This window comes from Micromonospora sp. NPDC004704 (genome assembly GCF_053601675.1).
Window position 1 is genome coordinate 34,007 of sequence record NZ_JBSGCD010000016.1, and the last position, 15,704, is coordinate 49,710.

Genomic DNA, 15,704 nt, shown 5'->3' on the forward strand with positions numbered 1-15,704 from the left:
TCGGCGCAGGTGAAGGGTCGGGTCGGGTCGGGTCGAGGGCGGGTACCCGGAGCCTCGGCGCGGTCTGGCATCATCCACCGATGCCCCGGCCGACGCACATCCTGCTGGACTTCTTCGGCACCCTGGTCGCCTACGCCGACAGCCGTACGGCACTCGACCACCGAGAAACGTACGACCGGTTGCTCGACTTCGGCGCGCGGGTGGACTACGACGGGTTCCTAGCCGGATGGTCGGCCACCTGGGCCGAGTTCGACCTGCTCAGTGACGTTGACGACCACGAGTTCTCGGTCACCGACGTGGGCACGGCCTACCTCCGGTCGGCCCTGGGGCGGGAGCCGACGACCGAGGAGACGCGGAGCTTCCTGGCCGCGTACATCACGGAGTGGAACACGGGGGTCCGGTATCTCGACGGGCTGGCCGAGCTGCTCGCCGTACTCGGCCGGGACCATCGGCTCGCGGTCGTGTCGAACACCCACGATCTCCGGCTCGTGCCCGACCATCTCGACGCCCTGGGCGTACGGTCCCTGATGACCGCGGTTGTCCTCTCCGTCGAGGTCGGCTGGCGCAAGCCGCACCCGGCGATCTACGAGTCGACGCTGAGCGAACTCGGCATCCGGCCCGACGAGGCGGTATTCGTCGGCGACTCGTACCGGGCGGACTTCGAAGGGCCGGAACGGGCCGGCATCCGATCGTTTCTCATCGACCCGGACCGCCGGACCCCCGTACCCGCCGACCGGCGGCTCGACTCGATCTTCGATCTGCCGGCGGCACTGCTCCACCTCGGCTCGGCGTAGGGCGGAACCGGTCAGAACTCCTGGTACATCAGGTGCAGGCCGACGCGTCCCAGGGTCGGGTGGGCGAACGCGCGGGGGACCGTCCCGATCACCTCGAAACCGTGCCGCCGGTACAGCTCGACGGCGGTGGTGTTCGACTCCACCACGGCGTTGAACTGCATGCCGGCGTAGCCACGCTGCCGGGCCCAGGCCAACGCGTACCGGCACAGGGCCGTGCCGACGCCCCGGCCCCGGGCATCCGCGGCGACCATGAAACTCGCGGTCGACACGTGTGCGCCCGGTCCGGGGCGGTTGGTCCCCATCTTCGCCGTACCGAGCACCCGGTCACCGTCGACCGCGACGACCGTGAGCCCCGGCGGTGTCTCGACCCACATGCCGTACGCCTGCTCGGCGGTCAGCCCCGGGTCGTACGGGAACGTCTCCTGCTCCCGTACGACCTCCCGTACGATCGGCCACACCATCGACCAGTCGACCCCGACGAACTCCCTGATCAGCACGGCCGGCACGGTACGGCCCCGAGTCGACTGGGACAACCGAATTGTCCGCCCGGCGACGGTGGGTCACTCGGGGAACGTGGCACCCACCGCCGGCGACGGGGTGAAGGTCGCGGGCAGGTTGATGTAGCCGTTGATCGCCCTGATCGAGGGGTACGGCCGCAGCCGCTCCTCGTCCACCACGTAGTCGGGAATCCGGCGCAACACCTCCTCCAGCATCACCACGGCCTGGACCTTCGCCAGATGAGCGCCGACGCAGCGGTGGATGCCGGAACCGAACGCCACGTGCCGGTTCGGGGTCCGGTCGAGGCGTACCTCGGTCGGGTCGTCGAAGGCCGCCGGGTCGCGGTTCGCCGCCGCGAAGGCCAGCATGACCCGCTCGCCGGCCGCGATGTGCTGCCCGCCGAGCACGACGTCCCGGGTCGCGGTACGCGACATGAACTGCACCGGGGCCAGCACCCGCAGGAACTCCTCGACCGCGGCCGGGATCAGGGCCGGGTCGGCCACCAGGCGGGCCCGCTCGGCCGGGTTGCGGTAGAGCCAGTGCAGCGCGTGCGAGACCAGCGCGGTCGTGGTGTCCACTCCCCCGGCGATGACCAGTCCGGACGCGGAAATGACACGATCCAGCGGGAGCAGCGCGCCGTTGTCGTCGGTCGCGGTGGCGAGCACGCTGATCAGGTCGTCCGCGGGCTCGACCCGGCGCTGACCGACCAACTGCGCGATGAGCCCCGTCATCTCGGCCAGGCCCACCATGGCCTGCGCCGCCTCGGAACTTCCCGGCGGGCTGTACACGATCCGGTGGATCGGCTGCGCGTAGCGCTCGAAGTCGGCCAGTGGGATGCCGAGAATGCTCATGGTGACGATCGCCGGCACCGGATTGGTCAGCGCGTCCACCAGGTCGGCGCTCCCGGTCGGGGTCACCCGGTCCAGACAGGCGGCGGTCACCTGGCGGATGAACGGTTCCCTGCGCCGGGACCGTTCCGGGGACAGCGGCGGATTCAGCAACCGCCGGTAGGTGAAGAACTCCGGCGGGTCCAGCTCCTGGGGCACGTTCAGGTACGGCGTCGGCGGGTTGCTCGTACCGCGCATCGGGCTGTCGGGATCGCTGTGGTCGTAGAAGGACGAGAATGTCGAGTAGTCGCGCAGCGCCTCGACCAGGTGTTCGTAGCCGGACACCACCCAGGTCCCGCCGTGCGCGGGCGTGTACGCGACCGGGCACCGGGTGACGTTGTCGTCGGAGATCTCGCGCCAGCGGCGCTGGTAGTCGGACGAGTGATGGTCGAGGTCGATCGTCGCCCGGGGCCGTACGTGATCGGTTTCGTCGGTCGGAACAGCTTCCACGGATCCTCCTGCGGTTGCGGTCCGTCCATCATGGCCGGTGGGCCGCCGGCCGTGTGACCGCCCGGTGACGGACCGATCGCTATCCGAGCAGTCCCGGCCGACGGCGCCGCCCGACCGGGCGGCGCGGGCGGCGGCGGGCCGACACCAGCAGAACCACGATCGTCAGCACCAGCGCGACGGTGAGGACGGCTGCCACGCCGATGGCCACCGGCGGGGAGAGGCCCGCGAACCAGGTCTCGCCGCGGGCGGTCGCACGCGCGGACGAGCGCTCACCCGGCGCTCCCCCGGACCCCGGTGACGGGGAGGGGGCGGTCGCCTCACCCGGGTCGACCAGGCGGCCGACCGACGCGTCCCCCGCCACCGAGAAACCCCAGTCGAGCAGCGCCGCACCCTGCTGCCAACCGCGCAACGGCCGGGCCTCCCCGCCGAGCAGCGTCACCACCAACCGTCGGCCGTTGCGCTCGGCCGCACCGACGTAACTGTGCCGGGCCAGGGTGGTGTATCCGGTCTTGCCACCGAGCGCGCCCCGGTAACGAAAGATCAGCTGGTTCTCGTTCTGGATCTGGAAGCCCTTCTGCGCCCCCTGCGCCGGGATCTGCGTACGCTCGGTCATCGCGTACCGGCGGAAGGCCTCGTTGGCGAAGCAGACTCGGGCGATCAGCGCCAGGTCGTACGCGCTGGTGAACTGCCCCGGTCCGTCGAGACCGGACGGCGTGACGGCATGGGTCTGCAACGCGCCGAGCCGGTGCGCCTCCTCGTTCATCGCCTCCACGGTGCCCTCGACCCCGGTGTCTCCACCGGCCAGGCGGGCAAGGACGTTGGCCGCGTCGTTGCCGGAGTTGAGCAGCAGCCCCAGCCAGAGCGTCTCCACCGGGTAGCGTCCGCCCACCAGCAGGCCCACCGCGGAACTGCCCGGTTCGATGTCGAGATCCTCGCGGGTCACCGTGATCACCTGCTTCGGATCGAGCTTCGGCAGCGCGGTCGCGGCCAGCAGGAGCTTCTGCACACTCGCCGGGGTGCTGTACTCGTGGGGGCCGCAGCCACCGAGGACGGCACCGGTGTCCAGGTCGGCGACCACCCACGAGGTCGCGGTCACGGCCGGCGGCTTCGGCGCACCGGCCGGGACGACCAGTCCCGGCGTCGCGAGCTCCGGGCCACCGATTGCGCGGTGCTCGGGGTCGCCGGGAGGTGGCGACGGGCGGGGTGGTGAGGCCGGGCGGGGCACCGGTGGCGACGGCACCGGGCAGGGCACCGGTGCGGCGGCCGAGGTCGCGATGGCCGGCGGCGCCGTCGCAGCGCTGGCGGCCTCCTGCGGTGTGACCCCCGTGGCCGATACGGCGAGCACGGCACCGGTGACCGCTGCGGCCAGACGCCGACCCTTCATGAGCACCAACCCCTCATGGGCAACGAGGGTAACTTGGGATGGTTCGCCCGGTCACGCGAGCCCCTGCGTGCGCTGTGACCCCGCCAACCGGAGCAGTCCAGGTGCGGCCGATACGCGGGAACTGTCCATATTCATCCAAACTACGCCACAGGCGTCCTCCGTCCGGACAGGAGATCGAGTACCGGTACGTGCTTTCGTCGAGATAGCTTTCGGTAGGTCAGGGTCCAGTCCACGTCGGTAGCCGGTACACCGTCGAAAGTCACGGTGGTGGCGTCAGGAATGAAGTTTGCGCCGGTGACGGCTTGCCCGGTCACTCAGCGCTACGGCTGCCTGCGCCGGCCCGCTAGGACCGCCCGCAGCGCAATATGGCCGCCCGGCCGCATAGCGGCTACGGCTGCTCGGCCGCGTAGAAGGCACGGACGCGGGCGGCGTCGCCCCGATCGTCCAGTTCGACGACGTCGAGCACGCGGTTGCCGTTCTCCCGCCGGTAGAGCAGGGCGTAGCCGCCCGGCGAGGTCAGCAGCGCCTCCTCGTCGAACCGCAGCCCCGGCGCCAGCGCGAGGCCGCGGGCGAAGTGCTCGCGCAGCTCGGCCCGACCCGCCAGCCGGCCGTCCGACCTGCCCCACCGGCCGACCACTGTCGGTGCCGCGAAGTCCACGTCCTCGGCGTAGCACGCCATGATCGCATCCAGGTCGTGCGCGTTCCAGGCGACGAGCCACCGGTCCGCGTGCGTACGCGCGTCCATGCCCCGGTCCTCAGGCCGGCACGCCGACCGGGTGCCCGGCGGTCCTGGGGCCAGACTTCCCGGGCGGAACCAGCACGAACATCCCGAGCGCGACGAGGTCCATGGCGCCGCCCCGGGCCACGACGAGGCCGGCCGCGAAGTCGACAAACGGCATGGCAACCGGACCCACCATGCTGGTCAGGTCCATCACCACAGTGTTGCCTCGCAGACGTAGTGCCCGACGTAGAACACGTCGACGTAGCTCTCGAGACGCCGCGTCTTGATCACCGTACCAGTCTCGCGGGCCGGGTCGGCCCGTCAAGCGCCGCCGACGGACAGGCCCCTCGGCGTGGTCATCACCATGTGGAACCAGCAGGCTGCCGCGGCGAGCGCCGCTTCCTGAGCCGGCAGTAGGCAGGGTCGACGCGACGCGCGACATAGACGCCAGTACGTCGCCTGGACGTTCAGCCAGTGATAGTCTCCGTCAAGTTCCCGCTGCGCGGTCAGTCGGTGACCCACTGTGACCGAAGGCGGGGCGCGGGCCAGTGGCAACCGACCTCCGGGTGGCGGATTCCGCTTCGGAGAAGGAGTGCCGAGTGCCGCCCTCAGCCGCACGGCTTTTCGCCCAGGTAACAACGTCGGAACGGCCCACCGACACCAGAGTGATCATGCGGCGGGCGGTGGTGTTGGGTGGGAGCATCGCCGGGTTGATGGCCGCACGGGTGCTCAGCGACCACGCCGAGGAAGTCCTGATCATCGAGCGGGATCCGTCCGAGGTGGACGTGGGGCCGCGTCCCGGCGTACCGCAGGGCAGTCAGGTGCACGCGCTGCTGCCGGCGGGACAGGCGCAACTGGAGCGGTGGTTCCCCGGCTTCGCGAAGGAGGCGTTCCAGGCAGGCGCGCCGCTGCCGACCGGGGGTACGGGCAAGGTCTTCCTCAACGGGGTACTGCGTACGGCGCCGATGTCCCGGCCGCAGGTCCCGGGGCTGATCACCACCCGGCCGTTCCTCGAGGCGCTGGTCCGGAAGCGGACCCTGGCCATCGGAAACATCACCATGGTGCCCGGTCGCGCCGACGGGCTGGTCTTCGACGGCAACCGGGTCGCCGCCGCCCGGTACGTTCCCGACGGCGGGACCGAGCCGGTGACGGTCACCACGGATCTGGTGGTGGACGCGATGGGGCGCTCCAGCCGGCTCGGCGACTGGCTCGACAACTCCGGGTGGCCGCGCCCCCCGATGCGCCGGATGCCGATCAAACTGAACTACGCGACCACGCTCTACAAGCGCGACGAGCAGGTGAGCGACGCCTGGGTGGCGGTCGCGCAGACGACTCCGGGCGACGGCCGGGTCGCCCGGATCGGCGGCATCAACTCGGTCGAGAACGACCAGTGGATCATGCTGGTCGCCGGCTACGACAACGACCGACCCAGCCGCGACGTCGAGGATTTCACCAACCGCTGCCGGGAGCACTTCCCGAAGGCGTTCCGGGACATCGCCGAGCACGGCCAGCGGATCGGCGACGTGGCGACGTACCACCAGGCCGACAGCCGCCGGCGGGACTTCCACGAGCTGGACCGGCTCCCGGCCGGACTGGTCGCCGCCGGGGACTCGATCGCGTCGTTCAATCCGATCTACGGTCAGGGCATGACCTCGGCTGCGCTGCACGCCTCCTGCCTGTCGGCGTACCTGCGGTCGGATCCGGCACTGCACGAGCCGGCGCGGGCCTACTTCGACCGGGTACGGGTGATCGTCGACGCCGCCTGGCAGATCTCCACCTTCGCCGACCTCGACCTGCCGCACGTCGACGGGCCGTACCCGTGCGGGTACCGGCTGATCAGGTGGTTCACCGACCTGCTGTTCCGCGCGTCGATGACCGACGGCGTGATCAACGACCGGCTGGCCCGGGTGACCACGATGCTCGACCACCCGACCGCGCTTGCCCGGCCGAGCACCCTGTGGCGCGCGGTCCGGCTCCGCTTCCTCCCCCGGACGAACGGTTCCCTCCCCGAATGAACGGCCGGTAGAGGCGAAGGGGCGACCGGTCGGCGGCGGCGACGCTCCCGGAACCGGTGCTGGGCATTCCGGGAGCGCGCTGTCCGTCGTTACCGATCACGGCGTACGTCGGCCGTACGCACCCGCGGCCAGCGCGACGCCCACGGCGGCGAGGCCGACCTGCAGGGCGATTTCGATCCAGTCGACACCGTCGGTGTCGGCGACGTCGATCGCGCCGGCGATGATCGTGCCGAGCAGGGCGGCGAGGATGCCGATGACCAGGGTGAGCCAGATCGGGATGCTCTGCCTTCCGGGTACGACGAGACGCCCGAGGGCGCCGATGACGAGGCCGATGACGAGGGCGGTGAAGATGCCACTGATCTCCATGTCGGTTCCTTCCCTTCGATGTCTGCCGCGCCTGCTCCAACCGCGCGGCGGGCCAGCTCAATCCCAGTGTGAACGGGCTGTCGAGCACGGAGTAGAGCCACGTCGATGCGTACGATGGGCGTGGTTCACGGCTGGATTGGGCATGACGGTGCGGCCGGTTAGTTTTGTGCTTCGACCAGTCAGGTGAGGAAGGCGTCGCGGCGTGGGTGGCTACGGGTTTCAGGTGGCGCTGGTAGCAGTATTGGTGCTGGTCAACGCGGTCTTCTCGGGTAGCGAGATGGCCCTGGTGTCGTTGCGGGAGAGCCAGCTCCAACGGTTGGAGCGCGGGTCGCGTACGGGGCGGGTGCTGGCCCGGTTGGCCCGGGATCCGAACCGGTTCCTGGCCACCATCCAGATCGGCATCACCCTGGCCGGTTTCCTCGCCTCGGCCGCCGCCGCGGTCTCGCTCTCCGCGCCACTGGTCGAGCCGCTGGGCTTTCTCGGGTCGGCCGCCGAGCCGGTCTCGATCGTCCTGGTGACCATCGTGCTGACCTTCCTCACCCTGGTCTTCGGCGAGTTGGCCCCGAAGCGGATCGCGATGCAACGCACCGAGGGCTGGGCGCTGGTCGTGGCCCGCCCGCTGGACATGCTCTCCACGTTCTCCCGACCGGCGGTGTGGCTGCTCAGCCGGGCCACGAACACGGTCGTACGGCTGACCGGCGCCGACCCCGACGGGGGCCGGGAGGAGGTCACCGCCGAGGAACTGCGGGACATGGTCGCCGCGCAGCCGAGCCTGACCGCCGAGCACCGGACGATCATCAGCGGTGCCTTCGAGGTGGCCGACCGGATCCTGCGGGAGATCCTGGTGCCCCGGGGCGAGGTGACCACCCTGCCGGCGGACATGCCGACCGCCGAGGGGCTGCGGGTGCTCGCGAAGTCGGGTCAGTCCCGGGCACCCGTGGTCACCCGGGCCGGTCTGGACAATGTCGTCGGGGTGGTGCACCTGCGGGACCTGCTCGACGGCACCGGCGTGGTGGTCGACCACGCGTCCGAGGCGCTGTTCATGCCGGAGACCCTGGGCGTGACCGACGCGATCCGGCAGATGCGCCAGCAACGGCAGCAGTTCGCCCTGGTGGTGGACGAGCGCGGCTCGATCGACGGCATCGTGACGATGGAGGACCTGATCGAGGAGATCGTCGGGGAGATCTACGACGAAACCGACCGGGACGTCCAGGCGGTGATCCGGGAGCCGGGCGGCACCCTGCTGCTCTCCGGCACCTTCCCCATCCACGACCTGCCCGATCTCGGACTCGACCTGGACGAGGCCGACGACGGCGACTACACCACCATCGCCGGTTTGGTACTGGCCCGCCTCGGTCACATCCCGACCGCGCCCGGCGAGACCATCGAGGTGCCGGCGTTCACCGCGGCGGTGGTCGAGGTGACCGGACACGCGATCACGAAGGTCCGGTTGCGTCCCCGGTCGGGTGAGTCGGCCGGTGGCGACGACGAGGCCCGGCAGGCGTCGGGCCAGGTGCCCAGCAACCGGTAGCCGGTGCCGGGCAGGCGTCGGATCAGCCGAGGTCGAAGTCGACCATCCCGGACCGTACGCCGTTGACCTGGACCTCGATCGCGTGCTGGCCGGGGTGGTACCGGCGGGTGGTGATCGGTTTGAAGGAGTGCCGGCGGCTCAGCGTGAGCTGCTGTCCGGGTGCGAGGACCCGGTTGGCCAGCTTGAAGACCTTCGGCGCCAGGCTCCCGTTCGCCTTGCGGAAGTGCACGACGTAGTCGACGACGAGATTGGCGTCCTGGTCGCCGTTGTTGCCGACCACGATCTCGAAGCCGACCTCACCCCCGAGGGGTACGGCCGTCCTGTCCAGGTGCGGGCCGGTGACCACGACCCCGACCGGGGGCGGGAAGCCCAGCAGCGCCAGGGCGCCGGGGTCGGCGGCCTTGACCAGGGTGCGCATCGCGTGCCGGACCAGGCGTGGGGTGGACGGCTCGGGTCGCTCCAGCCAGCGCGTCGCGGTGGTGACGGCCAGATCCGGGTCGAGCCGGCTGAGGTCGTTGAGGTGGTTCGCCACCGACCGGCGGACGTACTCGACCTCGTCGCGGTAGAGGGCGTCGAGGATCGCGACGGTGGCGCCGGGGCGCCGGGTCAGCTCCGGGACCCGCTTGGCCCACGGCAGCCGGGGCCGAGTGCCCTCGCTGGCCAGCCGGCGTACGTGTTCGTCCGGATGGGTGGTCCACCCGATGACGGTCGCCAGGGTCCGGTCGAGGTCGGCGTTGAGGAACGTACGCAGCGCGAACTCGCCGGTGAGCCGGCCGGTCAGCTCGGCGAGCAGGCCGAGCCCGGACTCGAAGTCGCCGGCCTCGGGTGAGGCGAGTGCGCGTACCGCGACGGCCTCGGTGACCGGCCAGATCATCCAGCCGGTGAAGGACGGGTCGGCCAGGGCGTCGCGCAGGATCGCTGCCGAGGACCGGTAGGAGTCGGGCAGGTCGGCCAGCAGGGAGTCGCGGATGGCCAGCGCCCGTTCGCTGAGGGTCAGACCGACCAGCGCCGCGCCACTTGCGGCGACACCGTCCCAACGGCGCCGCGGCGCCACGTCGGCGAGTACGCGTGCGAGGTGGGTCACCGTCGTTGTGCTGATGAGTTCGTCGGCGGTGGGCATGCGCGTCCTCGTACTGGTTGCGGTGGGAGTGCTCCGATCGGGGCGGGGCCAGCATCGCACGCGGCTGGGACATTTCCGGGCCTCTGCCGTCCCGCCGTCGACGACACGCCGCGACGGTGAGGCGCCGCCTGACCACGGAGAGCCATCAGCGGGTGTTCTATAGGAACAATCAGCGGATAAAGGGGAAAGAGTGGTACTCCATGTTGCTTGGTATGCAGATCGCCACCTTCACCTGGCCGAACGGGCCGGCCGGTCTCGGTAGCGACCTGGCGGCGGTCGCCCGTACGGCGGACCAGGCGGGCTTCGAGTATCTCGCCCTGATGGACCACTTCTTCCAGATCCCGACCGTCGGGCCGGCCGAGGCCGAGATGCTGGAGGCGTACACGACGCTCGGGTTCCTGGCCGCCCACACCGAGCGCGTCAAACTCCTGACCCTGGTCAGCGGCGTACACCACCGGCCAGCCGGGCTGCTCGCGAAGATCGTGACGACGTTGGACGTACTGTCCGGCGGGCGTGCGGTGCTCGGCCTCGGGGCCGGCTGGAACGAGGAGGAGTCGCGCGGGCTGGGTTTCGGATTCCCGCCGCTCGCCGAGCGCTTCGAGATGCTGGAGGAGACCCTCCAGTTCGTGCTCGGTATGTGGTCGGACGACGACGGTCCCTACTCCGGCCGGCACATCGAGGCCACCCGCCTGCTGAACTCGCCGCAGTCGCTGGCCCGGCCCCACCCGCCGATCATGGTCGGCGGGAGCGGGGAGAAGAAGACCCTGCGACTGGTGGCGAAGTACGCGCAGGCGTGCAACCTGTTCAACACCCCCGAACTGCCCCGCAAGCTCGACGTGCTCCGCCAGCACTGCGAGAACGAGGGCCGCGACTACGACGAGATCACCAAGACCGTCTACCAGTTCATGGACATCGGGGACAACGGCGAGAAAACCGGCGAACTGATCGACGAACTCGGCCGGCTCAACGAACTCGGGTTCGACGTGGCGATCGGCGCGGTGCCGCAGCTACCACGCCTGGACGTGCTCGAACGACTCGGCACCGACGTCGTACCCGTCGTGGCGAAGTTTCCGACCGTCGGGCTACGGGCGCCCGAGCAGGTAGCGCTGGATGGTGGGGCCGAGCCAGTCGACCAGCACCGCACGGTCCATCCCGACCACCGGCGGCAGCCGGAGAACATAGCGGGTCAGCGCCAGGCCGAGCACCTGGCTGGTGATCAGGCCGGCCCGCTGCTCGGCTGACAGCGCCGCATCCCCGCCGGGCGAGGGAACCCCGACGCGTACGGCAAAGGCACCGATCGCCGGGGCGACCTGGTCGGCGAAGATCTGCCGCATCCGCTCTGCCGCCGCAGGGTTGGTCGCCCCCGCCCGGAGCAGGGCGGTCATCGTCTCGTCCTCCTCCCACCGGTCGAGGAAGTGCGCGACGAGCGCGGACCCGATCCTGTCCGCCGGTAGGTCGCCGAAGTCCGGCAGCCGCAGGTCGAACTCGGCGGCGGCGGCGAACAGCCGTTCCTTGCTGCCGTAGTAACGCATCACCATCGACGGATCGATCGCCGCATCCGTGGCGATCGCCCGGATGGTGGCTCGGTCGTAGCCGTCGGCGGCGAACCGTTCGCGGGCCGCCCGCAGGATCGCCGCGCGGGTGGCGTCGGACCGGCGCGGCGGCGGTGCCGCCGGATCGGCCGCCGCCGGCCCGGACCCGGCGCCGGGGGCTGCGGCGGCCGAGGCCGCACCTCGATCACGCGGAGACATGTCAACGAGTGTAGGCCAACGGCCGTTGACATCGACGTCAACACACACCTACCGTTGTCAACAGGCGTTGGCAAACAAGTGTTGGCATTGGCTCTGCCGGAGGTAACGATGCTGCCCAGCAACTGTGACGTACTCGTTGTCGGTGCCGGTCCGACCGGGTTGGTCACCGCCGTGGCCCTCGCTCGGCGCGGCGTCGACGTCACCGTGGTCGACCGGGTGGCCGAGGGCCACAACACCTCCCGCGCCAACGGGGTACACGCCCGGACGCTCGAGGTCCTGGCCACCCTCGGCGCCGCCGGACCACTGGTGGAGCAGGGCGTCCCCGCCACCCGGGTCACCCTCCGCGATCACGACCGGACCCTGCTGACCATGCGCTTCGACGGCCTGCCGACCCCGTTCCCGTACGTGCTGCTGGTGCCGCAGTCGGTGACCGAGCAGGTGCTCCTCGACCGGCTCACCGCGCTCGGCGGTCGGGTGCTCCGGCCGTACCCGGTGGTGGGCCTGGCTGCCGACGGACCCGGCAGCCGGGTCAGCTTCGCCGGTGGGGAGACCGTCCGCGCCCGCTACGTGGTCGGCGCGGACGGCGTGCACAGCACCGTCCGGCGACTCGCCGGCATCGACTTCCCCGGTACGGACAGCGCACAGTCATTCGTCCTCGCCGACATCCGGGTCGACACCGCACTCCCCCGCGACGAACTGGTGCTCTTCCTCTCCCGCACCGGACTGCTGGTCTGGGCGCCGCTGCCGAACGGCAGCATCCGGATCGTGGCCGAGGTCGACGACCCGCCGGAACACCCCGACGTGGCGTACGCGCAGTCACTGCTCGACACACGCGGCCCGACCGCACGACGCAGCACGGTGACCGAACTGTTCTGGGGCTCGCGCTTCCGGGTGCACCATCGGGTGGCGGAGTCGTTCCGGGCCGGTCCGGTGCTGCTCGCCGGGGACTCCGGGCACGTGTTCAGCCCCGCCGGCGGACAGGGCATGAACCTCGGCCTGCGCGACGGCGTGGCGCTCGCCGACGCCCTGACCGACGTCCTCTCCGGCGCCCCCGAAACCGTGCTCGACGCGTACGCCACGAGCCGCCGGTCGGTGGCGCGGGAGATGGTCGGGTTCGCCGAACGACTCACCCGGATCGGCACCACCCCGCCCGCACTGCGCCCGCTGCGCAACGCGGCGCTCCGGCTGCTGTCCAGCCACCCGACCGCCCGGGGCCGGGTGGTCGGGCGACTCGCCGGGCTGGCCGACCGCTGACCGGAGCCCGCCGCGCTCCACCAGGCACCCGTGACGCCCTACGCGTGGCCGCCCACGGTCACGGTGCCCATCGTCAACCTGGCCGTGCCCTCGAGGATCCGGCCGATCCGCCCCACCTCGTCCTCGAGTTCGGCCTGTCTGCCCCTGCCGAGCCGGTGCAGGGACTCCGCCGTGACGTCGAGCTTGCGCCCGGACCGACGCAGGTGCCAGACCCCGGCAACCGTGCCGTCGACCAGCAGCACCGGGAAAGTACCCGCCTGACCGGTGCGGCTCAGCGCCCGCTCCGCCGCCCGGCCCGGGAAGAGCCGCTTGCGGGGATGGCTGCCGACCGTGTACGCGTCGAAGTACGGGAGCAGCCGTACGCCGGCGGGCCCGGTCTCCGGCAGCGCCGTGTCGTCGGCCGCCAACCAGGCCGGGGAGCCGTCGAACTCGACCTCGTGCAGCTCGCCGGAGAGCGAGTCGAACAGTTCCGCCGCCCAGCCGGGCGGTCCCCCGATCCACTGGGCGAACTGCTTCGACGTCGCCGGCCCGTACCCGTGCAGGTAGTGCCGTACGACCTTCGTGAGGGCCGGCTTGCCCCGGTTGGGCCGGAAGCCGGGACACCACCGGTGCGGATTGGTGTACGTGACCCGCCGGCCACGGTTCGGTCCGAAGCAGAGCGCGCCCCGGTGCGCCGCCACCGTGATCGCCTGCCGCCAGCGCGGCCACTTCTCCTGGAACGCCGGTACGACGAGGTCACCCGCCCACGTCCCGGTGGCCGCCAGCACCGCCTCACCCAGCTCCTCGACGGTCAACTCGGCGTCCTCCAGCGCCTCGCCGATCGCCCCCACGACCTCCTCGGTCTGCCCGGCCGTCAACCGCACATCGTCCGGGAACTGGTTCGTCGACGGGATCGCCGACAGTGCGCCGGTCCACATCGGCAGGTCCCGGGTCGGCAACAGGTGTACGGTCCCGCGCGGCCCGTACGTCTTGACCAGGCTGCGTTCGGTCCACAACGCGTCGCGTACGTCGGTCCGGGTCGCGCCTTGCAGCCGCAGGCCCAGGGAGAGTTCGGCCGCGGAAAAAACCTGGGCGTGTGCGCCGCAGATCGCCCCGGCGACGTCGGCCGGGCTCGCATCGACCGACACGGGTCCGAGTGCGTGCCGCTCCAGGCGCCGGGCACACACCTGCGGCCACTCCACTCGCGGTACACCTGCCCGCCCGGTCATCGGACATCCCTTCGACGCGGCTCCGGCGGAGCCTATCGAAGGTCGCGCCGGGCCACCGGGACCCGGACCGGTCAGGAGTGGTCGACGTGGGCCGGATTCCAGACGGCCAGCTCCGCCACGCGCAGGACCGCCTGCCGCGACGCCCGCTGCACCTGGTCCGGCTCGGCGACGTCGTCGCAGTCGAGCCACAGCGCGTCATACATGCGGCGCAGCGGACCACCGGGTCGGCTGAACCCGATCAGCAGCGGATCGTCGAACTGCGCGCCCAGGTCCCACACGAGATTGAGGCAGTCGAGCAGACCGCCGAGCCCGTTTCCCGTACGCCAGGCGAACAGCCGGTCGAGCCGGAAGTCGTCCGGGTCGGACATCTCGGGCGTACCGCTGGAGATGGCCCCGACCAGGCGCGTCCAGCCCGGTGTACGGGCGAGCACGTGCGAGGACCGGTCCCCTCCGACGTACCGGCACAGCGCCTCCGGTGTGTCGAACAGCCCGTACCGCCGCCCGACCGGCAGCAGGTAGTCGCGGCCGTCGGGCGCGTTCCCGCCCCAGAGGGACCAGCCGGTCCGCTCCGGCAGGACCAGCCGTACAGGCCGGAGCTCGCACTCGTGGAAGATGTCGTCCAACAGAGGTCCCGCTCCTCGCTCGCCTGCGGCGGTGCGGCCGGGGGGTGCCCGTGGGCGTCGCCGGCCGCACCGGTGAACCGCTAGACGAACCGCTTGACGAAGGCCAGAGCGGTGTCGGCGACCTCGCGCCAGCCGCTGTCGATGGTGAGCGCGTGTCCGCGGTTGGGGGTTTCCACGAACTCGGTCACGCCCTCGTTGCGCTTCTGCTTGTCGTACGTCGCCTCGGAGATCGCGCGTGGCACCGTGTGGTCCCGCTCGCCGGAGACGACCAGCAGCGGCCCCCGCTCCGGGTTCGTGCTGTCCACCTTCGCCTCGGTCCACGGGTTCAGGTTCGCCGCCGCCGCCTGGAACAGCGGTGCACCCGGCGCCGGCACGGCGTACGTGTCGTAGAGCTGCCGCGCCTCGTCCTCGGTCACCGCGTTGGCGAACGCGAACCGGAACTGGTCGTACGTGAGTGGCACGGCACGGTGCCAGTTGGCCGGGTTGCCGAGCACCGGTGCGGCCGACCGCAGCGCCGAGATCGGCAGCGGCAGCACGCCCCGGAACGGCGCGGCGTCGATCGCCACCGACGCCGCCGACAGGCCCCGCCCGGCGAGAATCTGGGTGAGCAGCCCCCCGAAGGAGTGCCCGATCACCGCGGGCTTCCGGTCCAGCTTGCCGATGACGTCGGCGTAGTGGTCGGCCACCTGGGTGATGGTCTTGTCGGCGAAGACCTCCGGGTGCGCGTTCGCCTCCTCGACCGTCTCCGGGTCGTCCGGCCAGCCCGGGGTCAGCGGCGCGTAGCCGGCGGCCTCGAACACCTCCGCCCACCGGTCCCAGCTGCTCGGCAGGAGCCAGAGGCCGTGGATGAACACGACCGGCGTACGGCCGCTCGCGTTGGCCGCGGCAATCTGCTGCTCGGTGCCCACTGGTAGCGGGTGTACGGATTCAGTCATGTTCTCTCCCAGGTTCACCTGCACGGACGCGCCGAACGTACCCGCGCTCCCCGACCGGCGGCTATACGTCAGGTGACGTAGGTTCTCTTCTTGCCGCTGTGCAGGTGGAAGGACCGTCGCGGGCGCGCGGGTGACCGGGCACACCATTGGCCGGGCGCAGCATCGGC

At 71.2% G+C, this 15,704-nt stretch carries 15 protein-coding genes and 1 pseudogene; 5 read left to right on the top strand and 11 right to left on the bottom strand.

What is annotated here, in order from left to right; all coding sequences use genetic code 11:
* Window positions 1–80: 80 nt before the first annotated feature.
* The gene (locus tag ACWEFB_RS21990; protein WP_452288075.1) at window positions 81–794 is read left to right on the top strand and encodes an HAD family hydrolase; all 714 of its coding nucleotides are present in this window, start codon (window positions 81–83) and stop codon (window positions 792–794) included.
* 11 nt (window positions 795–805) lie between these two features.
* On the opposite strand, the gene ACWEFB_RS21995 is transcribed toward ACWEFB_RS21990, so the two are convergent.
* The 5 genes from ACWEFB_RS21995 to ACWEFB_RS22015 all read right to left on the bottom strand — a co-directional run bounded on the left by ACWEFB_RS21995 (window position 806) and on the right by ACWEFB_RS22015 (window position 5,176).
* On the bottom strand, window positions 806–1,291 hold the full coding sequence (locus ACWEFB_RS21995) for an N-acetyltransferase family protein (RefSeq protein ID WP_452288077.1): 486 nt from the start codon (window positions 1,289–1,291) through the stop codon (window positions 806–808).
* Window positions 1,292–1,354: 63 nt separating this feature from the next.
* Window positions 1,355–2,629 (bottom strand): cytochrome P450, encoded by a 1,275-nt coding sequence (locus ACWEFB_RS22000; protein WP_452288079.1) that lies wholly within the window; start codon window positions 2,627–2,629, stop codon window positions 1,355–1,357.
* Window positions 2,630–2,708: 79 nt separating this feature from the next.
* Window positions 2,709–4,013: a D-alanyl-D-alanine carboxypeptidase family protein gene (locus ACWEFB_RS22005; RefSeq protein WP_326557738.1), complete on the bottom strand. Its 1,305-nt coding sequence runs from the start codon at window positions 4,011–4,013 to the stop codon at window positions 2,709–2,711.
* A 388-nt stretch (window positions 4,014–4,401) separates the two neighbouring features.
* Window positions 4,402–4,758, bottom strand: coding sequence for a nuclear transport factor 2 family protein (locus ACWEFB_RS22010; RefSeq protein WP_452288081.1), 357 nt, complete (start codon window positions 4,756–4,758; stop codon window positions 4,402–4,404).
* Between the two features lie 10 nt (window positions 4,759–4,768).
* The gene (locus ACWEFB_RS22015) at window positions 4,769–5,176 is read right to left on the bottom strand and encodes a cell division protein SepF (RefSeq protein ID WP_452288083.1); all 408 of its coding nucleotides are present in this window, start codon (window positions 5,174–5,176) and stop codon (window positions 4,769–4,771) included.
* Between the two features lie 157 nt (window positions 5,177–5,333).
* On the opposite strand from ACWEFB_RS22015, the gene ACWEFB_RS22020 reads away from it, so the two are divergent.
* A complete protein-coding gene (locus ACWEFB_RS22020; RefSeq protein WP_452288085.1) occupies window positions 5,334–6,749 on the top strand; it encodes an FAD-dependent oxidoreductase in 1,416 nt (471 codons plus the stop codon).
* 96 nt (window positions 6,750–6,845) lie between these two features.
* Here ACWEFB_RS22020 and ACWEFB_RS22025 read toward each other — a convergent pair whose 3' ends face one another.
* Complete coding sequence (locus tag ACWEFB_RS22025; protein WP_326557734.1) at window positions 6,846–7,115, bottom strand: GlsB/YeaQ/YmgE family stress response membrane protein; 270 nt, start codon at window positions 7,113–7,115, stop codon at window positions 6,846–6,848.
* 202 nt (window positions 7,116–7,317) lie between these two features.
* Between ACWEFB_RS22025 and ACWEFB_RS22030 the strand changes: the two genes are divergently transcribed.
* Window positions 7,318–8,646 carry a hemolysin family protein gene (locus ACWEFB_RS22030; protein WP_452288088.1) on the top strand — a complete coding sequence of 443 codons (1,329 nt, stop codon included), beginning with the start codon at window positions 7,318–7,320 and terminating at the stop codon, window positions 8,644–8,646.
* Window positions 8,647–8,668: 22 nt separating this feature from the next.
* Here ACWEFB_RS22030 and ACWEFB_RS22035 read toward each other — a convergent pair whose 3' ends face one another.
* Window positions 8,669–9,766 carry a hypothetical protein gene (locus tag ACWEFB_RS22035; RefSeq protein WP_452288090.1) on the bottom strand — a complete coding sequence of 366 codons (1,098 nt, stop codon included), beginning with the start codon at window positions 9,764–9,766 and terminating at the stop codon, window positions 8,669–8,671.
* Window positions 9,767–9,978: 212 nt separating this feature from the next.
* Here ACWEFB_RS22035 and ACWEFB_RS22040 point away from each other — a divergent pair.
* A pseudogene (locus tag ACWEFB_RS22040) lies at window positions 9,979–10,683 on the top strand (LLM class F420-dependent oxidoreductase); the annotation flags it as partial.
* 165 nt (window positions 10,684–10,848) lie between these two features.
* On the opposite strand, the gene ACWEFB_RS22045 reads toward ACWEFB_RS22040, so the two are convergent.
* Window positions 10,849–11,517: a TetR/AcrR family transcriptional regulator gene (locus ACWEFB_RS22045; RefSeq protein ID WP_452288092.1), complete on the bottom strand. Its 669-nt coding sequence runs from the start codon at window positions 11,515–11,517 to the stop codon at window positions 10,849–10,851.
* A 108-nt stretch (window positions 11,518–11,625) separates the two neighbouring features.
* Between ACWEFB_RS22045 and ACWEFB_RS22050 the strand changes: the two genes are divergently transcribed.
* Complete coding sequence (locus ACWEFB_RS22050) at window positions 11,626–12,771, top strand: FAD-dependent oxidoreductase (RefSeq protein ID WP_452288094.1); 1,146 nt, start codon at window positions 11,626–11,628, stop codon at window positions 12,769–12,771.
* A 38-nt stretch (window positions 12,772–12,809) separates the two neighbouring features.
* Here ACWEFB_RS22050 and ACWEFB_RS22055 read toward each other — a convergent pair whose 3' ends face one another.
* From ACWEFB_RS22055 to ACWEFB_RS22065, 3 genes are all read right to left on the bottom strand, one after another.
* Window positions 12,810–13,979 (bottom strand): winged helix DNA-binding domain-containing protein, encoded by a 1,170-nt coding sequence (locus ACWEFB_RS22055; protein WP_452288096.1) that lies wholly within the window; start codon window positions 13,977–13,979, stop codon window positions 12,810–12,812.
* 71 nt (window positions 13,980–14,050) lie between these two features.
* On the bottom strand, window positions 14,051–14,602 hold the full coding sequence (locus ACWEFB_RS22060) for a hypothetical protein (protein WP_452288098.1): 552 nt from the start codon (window positions 14,600–14,602) through the stop codon (window positions 14,051–14,053).
* Window positions 14,603–14,682: 80 nt separating this feature from the next.
* Complete coding sequence (locus ACWEFB_RS22065; protein WP_452288100.1) at window positions 14,683–15,537, bottom strand: alpha/beta hydrolase; 855 nt, start codon at window positions 15,535–15,537, stop codon at window positions 14,683–14,685.
* Between the last annotated feature and the right edge of the window lie 167 nt (window positions 15,538–15,704).